15 protein-coding genes are annotated in these 12,126 nt (G+C 73.8%); 9 read left to right on the top strand and 6 right to left on the bottom strand.

Translation table 11 applies throughout. The annotated features are described in order from the left end of the window. Nucleotides 1-9: 9 nt before the first annotated feature. Nucleotides 10-852: a nitrilase-related carbon-nitrogen hydrolase gene (locus tag ABD269_RS26155; protein WP_301891459.1), complete on the bottom strand. Its 843-nt coding sequence runs from the start codon at nucleotides 850-852 to the stop codon at nucleotides 10-12. A gap of 163 nt (nucleotides 853-1,015) precedes the next feature. Between ABD269_RS26155 and ABD269_RS26150 the strand changes: the two genes are divergently transcribed. From ABD269_RS26150 to ABD269_RS26135, 4 genes are all read left to right on the top strand, one after another. Next, nucleotides 1,016-1,447: a MarR family winged helix-turn-helix transcriptional regulator gene (locus ABD269_RS26150; protein WP_301891458.1), complete on the top strand. Its 432-nt coding sequence runs from the start codon at nucleotides 1,016-1,018 to the stop codon at nucleotides 1,445-1,447. Between the two features lie 186 nt (nucleotides 1,448-1,633). After that, a complete protein-coding gene (locus ABD269_RS26145) occupies nucleotides 1,634-2,185 on the top strand; it encodes an isochorismatase family protein (protein ID WP_344121612.1) in 552 nt (183 codons plus the stop codon). A 102-nt stretch (nucleotides 2,186-2,287) separates the two neighbouring features. Next, on the top strand, nucleotides 2,288-3,763 hold the full coding sequence (locus ABD269_RS26140) for an AlkA N-terminal domain-containing protein (protein WP_344121609.1): 1,476 nt from the start codon (nucleotides 2,288-2,290) through the stop codon (nucleotides 3,761-3,763). Between the two features lie 5 nt (nucleotides 3,764-3,768). Continuing rightward, nucleotides 3,769-4,275 (top strand): methylated-DNA--[protein]-cysteine S-methyltransferase, encoded by a 507-nt coding sequence (locus ABD269_RS26135; protein ID WP_344121607.1) that lies wholly within the window; start codon nucleotides 3,769-3,771, stop codon nucleotides 4,273-4,275. Here ABD269_RS26135 and ABD269_RS26130 read toward each other — a convergent pair. From ABD269_RS26130 to ABD269_RS26115, 4 genes are all read right to left on the bottom strand, one after another. Next, a complete protein-coding gene (locus ABD269_RS26130) occupies nucleotides 4,272-4,862 on the bottom strand; it encodes a hypothetical protein (RefSeq protein WP_344121605.1) in 591 nt (196 codons plus the stop codon). The two genes, ABD269_RS26135 and ABD269_RS26130, sit on opposite strands and share 4 nt — an antisense overlap. Then, entirely contained in the window at nucleotides 4,859-5,143 is a 285-nt protein-coding gene (locus tag ABD269_RS26125; RefSeq protein ID WP_301891453.1) for a hypothetical protein, read from the bottom strand. The genes ABD269_RS26130 and ABD269_RS26125 overlap by 4 nt, the downstream gene beginning before the upstream one ends. Nucleotides 5,144-5,198: 55 nt before the next feature. Next, on the bottom strand, nucleotides 5,199-5,951 hold the full coding sequence (locus ABD269_RS26120; RefSeq protein ID WP_344121603.1) for an SIR2 family NAD-dependent protein deacylase: 753 nt from the start codon (nucleotides 5,949-5,951) through the stop codon (nucleotides 5,199-5,201). An 83-nt stretch (nucleotides 5,952-6,034) separates the two neighbouring features. Next, nucleotides 6,035-6,910 carry an SCO6745 family protein gene (locus tag ABD269_RS26115; RefSeq protein ID WP_344121601.1) on the bottom strand — a complete coding sequence of 292 codons (876 nt, stop codon included), beginning with the start codon at nucleotides 6,908-6,910 and terminating at the stop codon, nucleotides 6,035-6,037. 99 nt (nucleotides 6,911-7,009) lie between these two features. On the opposite strand from ABD269_RS26115, the gene ABD269_RS26110 reads away from it, so the two are divergent. The 5 genes from ABD269_RS26110 to ABD269_RS26090 all read left to right on the top strand — a co-directional run bounded on the left by ABD269_RS26110 (nucleotide 7,010) and on the right by ABD269_RS26090 (nucleotide 11,277). Beyond that, nucleotides 7,010-7,600 carry a TetR/AcrR family transcriptional regulator gene (locus ABD269_RS26110; protein ID WP_344121599.1) on the top strand — a complete coding sequence of 197 codons (591 nt, stop codon included), beginning with the start codon at nucleotides 7,010-7,012 and terminating at the stop codon, nucleotides 7,598-7,600. Between the two features lie 1,870 nt (nucleotides 7,601-9,470). Then, a complete protein-coding gene (locus ABD269_RS26105; RefSeq protein WP_301891449.1) occupies nucleotides 9,471-9,683 on the top strand; it encodes a hypothetical protein in 213 nt (70 codons plus the stop codon). Between the two features lie 87 nt (nucleotides 9,684-9,770). Beyond that, nucleotides 9,771-10,340 (top strand): TetR/AcrR family transcriptional regulator, encoded by a 570-nt coding sequence (locus ABD269_RS26100; protein ID WP_344121597.1) that lies wholly within the window; start codon nucleotides 9,771-9,773, stop codon nucleotides 10,338-10,340. A 35-nt stretch (nucleotides 10,341-10,375) separates the two neighbouring features. Continuing rightward, a complete protein-coding gene (locus tag ABD269_RS26095; protein WP_344121595.1) occupies nucleotides 10,376-10,978 on the top strand; it encodes a DUF4865 family protein in 603 nt (200 codons plus the stop codon). Between the two features lie 35 nt (nucleotides 10,979-11,013). Then, nucleotides 11,014-11,277: an SDR family oxidoreductase gene (locus tag ABD269_RS26090; RefSeq protein ID WP_344121593.1), complete on the top strand. Its 264-nt coding sequence runs from the start codon at nucleotides 11,014-11,016 to the stop codon at nucleotides 11,275-11,277. A 22-nt stretch (nucleotides 11,278-11,299) separates the two neighbouring features. Here the strand turns inward: ABD269_RS26090 and ABD269_RS26085 are convergent, their stop codons facing one another. Beyond that, entirely contained in the window at nucleotides 11,300-12,055 is a 756-nt protein-coding gene (locus ABD269_RS26085; protein WP_344121591.1) for a TetR/AcrR family transcriptional regulator, read from the bottom strand. Nucleotides 12,056-12,126: the final 71 nt, after the last annotated feature.

Genomic DNA, 12,126 nt, shown 5'->3' with positions numbered 1-12,126 from the left:
GCGCGGCGCTCACGGCTGGACCAGCCCGTCGTAGGCGTCGGGCCTGCGGTCGCGGTAGAAGGCCCACTGCTGCCGCACCTCGTCGATGAGGCCGAAGTCCAGGTCGCGGACGACCAGTTCCTCCTTGGTGTCGCTGGCGACCTCGCCGACGAACTGACCCCGCGGGTCCACGAAATACGAGGTGCCGTAGAAGTCGTTGTCGCCGTACTCCTCGCGGCCCACGCGGTTGATCGCGGCGATGAAGTACTCATTGGCGACGGCGGCCGCGGGCTGCTCCAACTGCCAGAGGTAGCCGGAGAGTCCGCGCGAGGTCGCCGAGGGGTTGTAGACCAGTTGGGCGCCGGCCAGGCCGAGCGAGCGCCAGCCCTCGGGGAAGTGGCGGTCGTAGCAGATATAGACGCCGACCTTGCCGACGGCCGTGTCGAAGACCGGCCAGCCGAGGTTGCCCGGTTTGAAGTAGTACTTTTCCCAGAAGCCCTTGACCTGGGGGATGTGGTGCTTGCGGTACTTCCCCAGATAGCGGCCGTCGGCGTCGATGACGGCCGCCGTGTTGTAGTAGAAACCGGACTGCTCGATCTCGAAGACGGGCACGACGATCACCATGCCGGTCTCGCGCGCGAGCTCCTGCATCCGCCGCACGGTGGGCCCGTCGGGCACCTGCTCGGCCCAGCGGTAGTGCTCGCTCTCCTGCACTTGACAGAAATACGGGGCGTTGAAGACCTCTTGGAAGCCGATCACCTGCGCACCCTGCGCGGCGGCGGCGCGGGCGTGCTCCTCGTGCTTGGCGATCATCGACTCGGTGTCGCCGGTCCAGGTCGCCTGAACCAGAGCGGCGCGCACAACATTGGCCATGAGCTGCTCCTTTGCCGGGGCGTCAGCCAGGCTGACACGCGTAGATCCGCGTGTGCCTGCGACCGTATGACCCGCCATGCCCGGTGGCAAGACCAGCACGCCGCCTGTGGATAACCCAACAGGGAAACTTGCAAGTTTATCTGTCGTTCTTTACGGTGGCACCATGAGTGACAAGGAACAGGAACGCGTCGCGGCCGACCTGGCCGCCGCCGTCTCCCAGCTCATGAGACGCCTGCGCACGGCCTCGCCGCAGGGCGCCCTCACCCCGTCCCAGCGCACCGTGATCGGCCGGCTCGGCACCGACGGCCCTGCCACGACCGCCGCCCTGGCCCGCGCGGAGCTCGTCCGCCCCCAGTCCATGCGCGTCATCCTCGGCGTCCTGGAGGACATGGAGATCGTCGCCCGCTCCCCGCACCCCACGGACGGCCGGCAGGTCGTCTTCTCCCTCACACCCGAGGGCGAGGAGGCCCTCGCGTCCGTACGGGACTCCAAGAACAGCTGGCTCGCCTCCGCCATCGACCGCCGCCTCGGCCCCGACGAACAGCGCACCCTGATCGAGGCCACCCGGCTGCTCAAACGTCTGGTCGAGGAGTGAACCTCGAAGGCGCGCCCCGGACCCCCGCCACCGGGGCGGCGCGTGACAACGGCGGACGGCGCGGGGGTACGGCGCGCCCGCCGCGCCCCGCGCGCCCGGCTCCGGGGGCCTGAGCCCGGCCCTCAACCCCGTCGGCACCACCGCGACCGCGCCCTGCGCACCCGCCCCCGCACCTGAGGAGACCCCATGCCCGCCACCACGCTCGACCCCAACACCGCCCTCGTCCTCATCGACCTCCAGAAGGGCATCCTCGCCCTCCCCACCGCCCACCCCTCCGCCGATATCCTGGGCCGCGGCGCCCTGTTGGCCGCCGCCTTCCGCGAGCGCGGCCTGCCGGTCGTCCTGGTCCGGGTCGTGGGCGCCGCGCCCGGCCGCTCCGACGCGCCCCTGCGCGGCGGCCGGTTCCCGGCCGACTTCGCCGATCTGGCCCCCGAACTCGGCTGCCAGGACAGCGACATCGTGGTCACCAAGCACACCTGGGGCGCCTTCCACGGCACCGACCTCGACCTCCAGCTGCGCCGCCGCGGCGTCACCCAGATCGTCCTCGCGGGCATCGCGACGGGAGCGGGCGTCGAGTCCACCGCCCGCGCGGCCCACGAGCACGGCTACCACGTGACGATCGCGACCGACGCCGTCACCGACCCCGACCCGGAGATCCACCGCGTCGCCGTCGAGAAGGTCTTCCCGCGCCTGGCCGAGACGGACACGACGGAGAACATTCTGAAGCTGCTCGCCTGACGGGAGCCGCGGAGTGCCCCGCCCCGGCCAGGGGCCCGGTCCCTCCACGTCCATGTCGGATTTCCGCGAGCCAACGCGGCCCGCGCGGACGATCCTGGAGGCATGTACACCGACTTCGACCGCTGTGTCAGGGCCGTCCGCTCCAAGGACGCCCGCTTCGACGGGTGGTTCTACACCGCCGTGCTCACCACACGCATCTACTGCCGTCCGAGCTGCCCGGCCGTGCCGCCGAAGGACCGGAACATGACCTTCTACCCCAGCGCGGCCGCCGCCCAGCAGGCCGGGTTCCGCGCCTGCAAGCGCTGCCGGCCCGACGCCAGCCCCGGCTCGCCGCAGTGGAACGAGCGCGCCGACCTCGTCGCCCGGGCCATGCGGCTCATCGGTGACGGCACGGTCGACCGCGAGGGCGTCCCCGGCCTCGCCGCCCGCCTCGGCTACAGCACCCGCCAGATCGAGCGCCAACTGCTCGCCGAGCTCGGCGCCGGGCCGCTCGCCCTGGCCCGCGCCCAGCGCGCCCAGACCGCCCGCATCCTCATCGAGACCAGCGAACTGTCCATGGCGGACGCCGCGTTCGCCGCCGGTTTCTCCTCCATCCGCGCCTTCAACGAGACCGTCCGCGAGGTCTTCGCGCTCTCGCCCAGTGAACTCCGCACCCGCGCGGCGCACGGCCGGAATCCCACCACCCCCGGCGTGCTGACACTCCGGCTGCCCTTCCGGGCGCCCCTGTGCCCCGACAACCTCTTCGGCCACCTCGTGGCCACCGCCGTGCCGGGCGTGGAGGAGTGGCGCGACGGCGCGTACCGCCGCACCCTGCGCCTCCCGTACGGCCACGGGACCGTCGCCCTCAGTCCGCGCCCCGACCACATCGACTGCCGCCTCGCCCTCTCCGACCTGCGCGACCTGGCCGGAGCCATCAGCCGCTGCCGCGGCCTCCTCGACCTCGACGCGGACCCGGAGGCGGTGGACGAACTGCTGGGCGCCGACGAGCGGTTGGCTCCCCTGGTCGCCAAGGCCCCCGGGCGGCGGGTGCCGCGCACCGTGGACCCCGAGGAGTTCGCCGTGCGGGCCGTGCTCGGCCAGCAGGTGTCGACCGCCGCGGCCCGTACGCTCGCAGCCCGCCTCGTCACCGCGCACGGCGAGCGCGTCGACGACCCGACGGGCGGCGGCCTGACCCATCTGTTCCCCTCGGCCGAGGCGCTGTCCGGGCTCGACCCCACGGCGCTCGCCATGCCCGGGGGACGCCGCACCACCGTCGTGACACTCGTCCGGGCCCTCGCGTCCGGCGAGCTCTCCCTCGGCGTCGGCAGCGACCGGTCGCAGGCGTACGCACGGCTCGCCGAGCTCCCCGGCATGGGCCCGTGGACCACCGGGATCATCGGGATGCGGGCGCTCGGCGACCCCGACGCCTTCGTGCCGACGGACCTAGGCGTCCGCCGCGGCGCCGCGGCCTGCGGCCTCCCCGCGACGCCCGGGGCGCTGACCCGGCACGCCGCCGCGTGGCGGCCGTGGCGGGCGTACGCCGTCCAGCACCTGTGGGCGGCCCACGACCACCCCATCAACGACATGCCCGAGGACTGAGCACCATGCAACGCGTACACACCGTCGCCGACAGCCCCATGGGTCCCCTGACCCTCGTCGCCACCGACGGCACCCTGTCCGGCCTCTACATGGCCGACCAGCGGCACCGGCCGCCCGAGGAGACCTTCGGCGAGCGGGACGAGCGGCCGTTCACGGAGGCCCTGCGCCAGCTGACGGCGTACTTCGCGGGCGAGTCGACCCGCTTCGAGCTCCCGCTGCGGCTGGACGGCACGCCGTTCCAGCAGCGCGTCTGGGCGGGGCTCCAGGAGATCCCGTACGGCGAGACGCTCTCGTACGGCGAACTCGCCGAGCGGATCGGCGCGCCGGGCGCCTCCCGCGCGGTCGGCCTCGCGAACGGCAAGAACCCCATCGGGATCATCGTCCCGTGCCACCGGGTCGTCGGCTCGACGGGCGGACTCACGGGCTACGGCGGTGGCCTGGACCGCAAGCGCGCGCTCCTGGCACTGGAGCGCGGTGCGGACGCGGCCGACGGACAGCCCCGGCTGTTCTAGACCTCGGGTGTCAGCGGGCGCTTGTAGTACGCCCAGGGGAAGGAGCCCGCCCCCACCGACACCCAGCCCTCCGCCTCCATCCGGCGGCGCCGGTTGCCCACGGCGAACGGCACGCGGCGGTGCTCCCACGGCCGGTCCGATGCCTCCACCACGTGGAAGTACGGGCCGTAGTCGACGACGTGCCAGCCCTCCAGGCCCGCTTCCGCGAGCGCGGCCATCTCGTCGAAGGCGGTCAGCGGAGTCAGCACCCGCCGCTCCGGCGCCCCCGGCCCCCCGGCCGTGGCTCCCTTCGCGGCCGCCGCCCCCTTCGCGGCGAACCGCTGCTGCGCGGCCTGCCGGCTCACCCCCAGGATGCGGCCGATGGTGTCCCAGCTGTGGCCCGCGGCCCGCGCGCCCTGTACCGCTTCTCGCAGCAGGCGGCTGGTCTCCTCGGCGCCGACGCGGGTGGCGGCCACCAGGCGGAGGTAGCCCGCCGGGTCGTGCTCCAGCGATTCGGCCAGTCCGTCCGGCGTGCCGAGCACGGCGGCCGCGATCCCCTCACGGATGCTCACGGCCTCTTCCGGGCCGATCAACTGCTCGTCGCTCATCGGCCGTCGGCCGTACGCAGGGGCTCCAGCGCGTCCAGCGCCGCACGGTCGCGCTCGCGCCGAGCGGCGTCCCGGTCGCCCCGCGCCGATGCGGTGAGCATGCCGATGGCGCAGAGGACGATGAAGGCGGCGGAGCCCCGGACGATGTACGAGGTGACGCCGGAGCCGTCCGACAGCTGTGTGCTCATGACGATCAGTGCGATCGCCATGGGGAACATGCCGAAGGCGGCGGCCCGGAGGGCTGTGCTGCGGTCGGCGGTCGACCGCGTCTCGGTGATCATGGCGTCAAGATTTCCTTGACGCCGATCATTTGTCAATCTTCCCTTGACGGCAGGCTCAGGGCGCCGCGAGCCGGTCCAGCAGCGCGGGCAGCGCGGTCCCGATCGGCTCGCGCACCAGCTCGTCCGCCCGGTCGTCGTACGGTGTCGGCTCCGCGTTGACGATGATCAGCCGGGCGCCGTGGTCGGCGGCCAGGCCCGCGAGCGCGGCGGCCGGGTGCACCTTCAGGCTCGTCCCCACCGCGATGAACACCTCGCACGCCTTGGTCAGCGCCACCGCCTCGCCCAGCACCACCGGGTCCAGCCCCTCGCCGAACATCACCGTCGCCGACTTCAGGATGCCGCCGCACACCTCGCACGCCGGATCCGGATCACCCCCGTCGACCCGCTCCAGCGCGGCCGCCATGCTCGACCGCGCCTTGCAGCGCGTGCACTGCGCCGACCGCGCGGAACCGTGCAGTTCGAGCACCTTGCGGTCGGGCATCCCCGCCAACTGGTGCAGCCCGTCCACGTTCTGCGTGATCACACGCACCGGCGTGCCGGACCGCTCCAGCCGCACCACGGCCTCGTGCGCCGCGTTCGGCCGCGCCCGCAGCGCGGGGCCGTCGCGCCGCATCCGCCAGGCACGCCTGCGGATCTCGGGGTCGGACATGTAGTACTCGTACGTGACGAGCTTCTCCGCCTCCGGATCGCGCCGCCACAGCCCGTTGGGCCCGCGGTAGTCGGGGATCCCGGAGTCCGTGGAGATCCCGGCCCCGCTCATGACCACCACCAGGGGCCGCCGCCCGGACGTCACCTCGCCGCTGCTCATGGCGCGAGCGTACGCAGCGGCGCCCTGCCCGGGCGACGGCTTTTATCCGTGCTGCGTGTCGTGCGGCTTCATCTGTCGACGCGTCAGAAGTCGTACGTCATGCCGATGCCCAGCGTGCTGGTCATCGGCAACATTCCTGTGCCGACGACGTCCATGACCGCGGGCAGGACGAGCTCCGCCAGGCGTGTCGCACCGTCCTCGCCGAGCGCCCGCCAGGGGGCCGCGGCCAGTTCGTCGGTGAGCCGTTCCACTGCCGTCCGGCCCTCTATCCCGCGGGGTGTGGCGGCGCCGTCGGCGTCCAGCCAGCCTCGCGCGGCCAGCCGCTCCCGCGCCGCCTCCCACTCCGCGCCGGTCCACCCGCGGCTCGCGAACACCTCGGCCGGCGCGGCACCCACGGCGGCGTGCGAGATCAGGGCCTCGGTGCCGTCCAGCCCGTGGGCCAGCAGCGCCGCGAGGTGGCCGTCGCCCCGGTGCTCGCGCAGCACGGTGGCCGCCTGCCAGAGAGTGAGGTGCGGCTCGTCCGCCCACGGCAGCGCCGCGTTGGCGGCGGCCAGCGGGCGGCCCGCGGTGTCCGCCGCCTCCGCCGCGCGCCTGGCGAGCGCGGCCGCTTCTGCGAGCTCGGGAGATCCGACGCGCTCGCCGAGGACGGCCCGCAGGGTACGGTCCACGGCGCGCGTACGGGCCCGGAGCACCCGCTCCGGGTCGGCGACGCGCCAGGCGCCGGGGACGTACCGGGCGACCGTGTCCGGGCTGAAGCTGTAGAAGACGGCCGTCACGAGCGCCGACGACGCGGCGCCGAGCGGCGCCGCGCGCCACGCGAAGTAGCTGGGCCAGCGCTCGTCGACCGCGTGGCCGAGCACCGCGGCCTCCTCGAACGCCTCCGGCGCGTAGTACAGCGTGGCGTGCAGCGGCTCCAGCAGCTGCCACATCCGCCGCGAGAGGGGTATTTCTCCGGTCATGACGCTTCCCGTCCTTGTTCGTCGCACCATCTAGACACTGACTAGATTCCTTGTCCGAAGGGAACTTGTCAACGACAAGATGTGGGCTAGGGTGGCGCCATGACCGGTTCGCGCTCGTACCACCACGGCGATCTGCGCCGCGCCGTCATGGCCGCCGCGCTCGAAGTGATCGCGGCCGACGGCCCGGCGGCGATCAGCCTCCGGGACCTGGCCCGCCGGGCGGGTGTCTCCCACGCCGCGCCCGCGCACCACTTCAAGGACCGCGCCGGACTGCTGACCGCGATCGCCGCCGATGGGTACGGCCTGCTCGCCGACGCCCTGGCGGACGTGCCCTGTGAATCCCCGGACGCCTTGCGGGAGTTGGGGGTCCGGTATGTGCGGTTCGCCGTGGACCACCCGGCGCACTTCGAGGTGATGCACCGGCCGCACCTCCACCACCCGGACGACCCCGAACTCGTGGCGGCCCGCGACCGCGCCTGGCGACTGCTGAGCGGAGGCGTCGACGCCCTGCCCGCAGCCGGTCGCGGGCCCGACGCGCGGACGGCCGCTCTGGCGGCGTGGTCCCTGGCCCATGGCTTCGCGACGCTCCATCTGAACGGCGGGATCGGCGGGTCGGAGGGCGTCGAGCCCACGGAGCTCTTCCGGCGGATGGCGGAGCTGATCTTCGTGGAGCCGACGACGGGGGAGTGACGCGGGTGAGTCGCCTTTCGGGGGCGACATCCTGTGGATGTGTCGACATTTGCGCCGCGGTTTCCGGTGTCGGCGAAAAGTCGCCCAGCTATTGACGATTTGTCGACATTCGGGCGCATCACCCTTCCGGGGTCGTTTTGTATGCCCGCCCTTCCCTCCCGCGAGTGGCGCGCTACCCGCATCCGGGCCAAGGCGCGGGCCCGTCTCAGTGGTGCGTTCCCGCGGCTGTGGTCCTGTGCGACTCCAGGTTTCTGAGGGTGATGGGAGCGATATGTCGCTAATGAGGAGGCGGGTCGGCACCTTTGTGGCGGGGAGCGGCGCCGTCACATTGGGGGTGATGTTCGCGCTCTGCGCGTCGGCGGGCGGGGTGTTGTCCGCGGTCGCGCGGAGCCGGTACGCCGAGGTCCCCGGCGAGGTGGTCTCCGGGGTGGGGCAGCACGTACGCAAAGGGCCGTCGACCTCCACGCCGGTCGTCGGCGACTACGGCCCCGGGGAACGCGTGCGCATCGACTGCAGGGCCGTCGGCGAGGACGTCCGGGGGGACAAGTACTGGTACAGGCTCGCCGGGGGTGGCTGGATGAGCGCGCGCTACATCCACGCGTTCGGCTCGGTGCCGATGTGCGGCGGCGGGGGGCATCACGACCGTCACGATCACCACGGCGATCAGGGCCCCAAGGGGCCCAGGGGGCCGAAAGGCGACAAGGGTGCCAAGGGGGATCGCGGCCCCGTCGGGCCTGTGGGTCCGAAGGGCCCCAAGGGGTCGGCGGGCCCGGCCGGGCCCAAGGGTCCCAAGGGGGATCCAGGGCGCGTGGGTCCGGCCGGGCCCGTGGGGCCTCCGGGCAGACCCGGCGTGACGGGACCGGGTCCCGCCGGCCCGAAGGGCGACCCGGGGGACGTGGGTCCCGCGGGGCCGCAGGGCGACCCGGGAGTCGCCGGTCCGGCGGGGGATGTGGGGCCGGTGGGTCCGGCCGGGCCCAAGGGTGACAAGGGCAGTGCGGGCCCGGCCGGCCCCAAGGGAGCCCCCGGCGTCGTGGGTCCCAAGGGTGACCCCGGTGCGGTGGGCCCGGCGGGTGCGGACGGTGCCGCCGGGCCCGCGGGTCCTCCCGGCCCGAAGGGTGACACCGGCCGGGTGGGCCCCGCAGGGGCGGGTGGTCCGGCCGGCCCTGCCGGGCCGGTGGGGCCGCAGGGTCCCCAGGGCGGCCCCGGCCGGGTAGGTCCGGCGGGCCCGGCCGGTCCCGCAGGCCCCACGGGCTCGATCGGTCCCGCGGGCCCGGCCGGTTCCACGGGTCCGGCCGGACCCGCCGGGCCGAGGGGTGACGAGGGTGCCGTCGGCCCGGCCGGGCCCAAGGGCGACCGGGGTGATCCCGGAGGGCCCGTAGGTCCCGCCGGGCCCAGGGGCGACCGGGGCGAGCCCGGTGACACCGGTCCCGCCGGGCCCGCAGGGCCGGTAGGGCCCGTCGGACCCGCCGGGCCGTCCGGCTCGACCGGCAGGCCCGGGCCCGCGGGTCCGGCCGGCCCTGCCGGATCCGCAGGCCCCGCGGGGCCCGGGGGCCCTCCCGGACCCAAGGGGGAACGAGGAGAGACGGGGGACACAGGTGACACGGGCGCTACGGGCGCCAACGGTCCCACGGGCCCCGCGGGCCCGGCGGGGCCCACCGGCCCGGCCGGACCCTCCGGCATCCAAGGCCCCGTCGGTCCGGTCGGCGCGGCGGGTCCGGCAGGCCCCACCGGCCCCGCGGGCCCGAAGGGCAACAAGGGAGACGTCGGAGCCACGGGCCCCGCCGGGCCGCAGGGTCCCGCCGGGCCCAAGGGTGATCCCGGGACCGCCGCGAGCCCGCAGATCGTCCAGCAGGAGTTCGCCGTCGCCTCCATGGCCCGCGAGCAGGTGCTGAAGAGCCCGGTGTGCCCCTCGGGCACGCGGATCATCGGCGGCGGATACGCCCAGGTCGGCAACTGGTCGGGCGCCATGGAGAGGATCGCCGAACATCCGGTGGCCGAGGAGAACCGCTATCTGGTCGGCGTGAACAGCGTCAGCCCCACCGCGGTCACTCTCAAGGTCTTCGGCGTGTGCCAGCCGTCCTGACCGACGGCGCCGTGGGTCTGCCCGTCGACGGACGGGCAGACCCACGGTGCCCAAAAGTCTGTACCTACGAGTATGTACACTCGCCCCATGAGCACCTCGGAACGCCTGATCGAGAGCACCCGTGAACTCCTGTGGGAGCGCGGATACGTCGGCACCAGCCCCAAGGCCATCCAGCAGCGGGCGGGCGCGGGGCAGGGGAGCATGTACCACCACTTCGCGGGCAAGCCCGACCTGGCGCTCGCCGCGATCCGCCGCACCGCGGAGGAGATGCGGGCCAGGGCGGAGGAGCAGTTCTCCGCACCGGGCACGGCGCTGGAGCGGATCAGCGCGTATCTGCAGCGCGAACGCGACGTCCTCAAGGGCTGCCCGGTCGGCCGGCTGACCCAGGACCCGGAGGTGATGGCCGACGAGGCGCTGCGCGCGCCGGTCGACGACACCTTTATCCGGCTGCGCGGCCGCATCGCCGAAGTCCTCGCGGAGGGCCGCGACCGCGGCGAACTGGCCGCGGGCCTGGACCCCGTCGCCACCGCCTCGACCGTGGTCGCGGTGCTCCAGGGCGGCTACGTCCTGGCCCGCGCGGCGCAGTCGACGGAGCCGTTCCAGCAGGCCGTCACCGGTGTGCTCGGCCTGCTGGCCGGGCACGCCACCGCCCGGTGAGACACCCGACCACCATCAGGAAGACAGCAATCCGCATGCACGCCCAGCAGTACGAGATCACCCTGCCCGCCGACTACGACATGCGCGTCATCCGCAAGCGGGTGGCCGACTTCGGCCACACCCTCGACGACCGCGCCGGGCTCGGCCTGAAGGCGTACGTCATCCGCGAGCGCGGAGTGAACGGCTCTCCCGTCAACCAGTACGCTCCCTTCTACCTCTGGAACGACACCGGCGCGATGAGCGCCTTCCTCGTCGGCGGGGGCGGATTCCAGGGAATCATCCGCGACTTCGGCCGGCCGGTCGTCCAGCACTGGGCGGGCGTCGCCACCGAGGCGGGCCCGGCCCGTGGCGCGGCGCCGAAGGCCGCCTCCCGTCGCCTGACCCCGATGCCCGTCGACGTCGACCCCATGGGCCTCACCGAACTCGTCCGGCGCGAGACCGACGAACTGCGCGCGCTGGCCCGGCGCGACGGCGTCCACACCGCCGCTCTGGCGGTCGACCCCCGGCACTGGCAGCTGATGCGCTTCGTCCTGTGGGAGCACGCCGTCCCCGAGGCCGAGGACGCCACCGAGCGGTACGAGGTGCTGCACCTGTCGGCTCCGCATCTGTCCGAACTCCCCGAAGGCCGCCACTGGTAGCCCCGGAATTCCCCGCGACCGATAGTTGAGTGCGCGTGAACACGGTCTCTCCCGGCCCGGTCCGCACCCCTCTGTGGGAGGCCGAGAACGGCTTCGGCGACCACCTCGCCAAGGCGATGGGCGCGGCGGACCTGCGGACCTTCCTGGAGCAGGTCCCGCAGATGATCGGCATGACGACGAACCGCATGACGGAACCCGAGGAGGTGGCGTCCCTGGTCGCCGTCCTGCTCTCCGACCACGCCCGCAGCATCGTGGGCGCGGAGCTGCGGATCGACGGGGGAGCGGTCAAGACGGTCTAGGCGTCGGGCACCCACGCGGGGCTCATGCGGGGAGCAGCCGCTCCAGGTGGTAGTCCACCACCTCGCTCACCGACGCCGGCGTGCGGCGGGTGTGGACGACGTCCATGCCCAGGCCCGTGATGCCCGAGACCAGGAGGTCCGCCTCCCGGGAGGGGTCGATGTCCGGGGCGGCCCTGCCGGCCTCCCGCGCCCCGCGCAGGACCGCAGCGACGAGCTCCTCCAGGGGCTGCTCGTCGTGCAGGAAGACCGCGGCGAGCTCCGGGTCGGTGAGGCTGCGCGCGTAGTAGGCGGCGAACACCCGCAGGGCCGTGCGGCGTTGCTCGTCCAGCGGCAGGAACTCCTCCAGGACCGCCCGCAGCAGCGCACGGGGGTCGTCCGGGCTCCGCAGCGCCTCGACGCGGGCCCGGGCGCGGCGGTCGTTCTCCTCGTGCAGCATCCGGAGCGCGGAGACGAGCAGGTCGTGCTTGCTGTCGAAGTGGTACTGCACGACCCGCAGCGACACCCCCGCCTCGACGGCGATCTCCCGCATGCTCGCCTCGTGCAGCCCCCGCTCGGCGGCGATCCGCCAGACGGCCCCGGCGATCTCCCGGCGTCTGCGGGCCCGCGTGCCCGGTTCGGCGGCGGGCGCGGGCGCCGCCGGGACCGGCGGCCTCTTCCGCTGCCGGTACGCCTTGGCCTGGCAGCCGCGCGAGCAGTACACGGGCGGGCGCCCCCGGGTCGTCCCGGGCAGCGCCGCGCCGCACACCCGGCAGACCGCGGACTTCTTTTCGTCACGCATGCCTGTAGCGTACGCCAGTCAAAAAGTGTGACGAAAATGGACATTGTCCTGGAAAGTAGCGCGATTACGGC

The organism is Streptomyces blastmyceticus, assembly GCF_039521185.1.
Taxonomy (GTDB): domain Bacteria; phylum Actinomycetota; class Actinomycetes; order Streptomycetales; family Streptomycetaceae; genus Streptomyces; species Streptomyces blastmyceticus.
The sequence above is the reverse complement of the archived record's forward strand: the minus strand, read 5'-3'. Positions and strand labels throughout refer to the sequence as shown.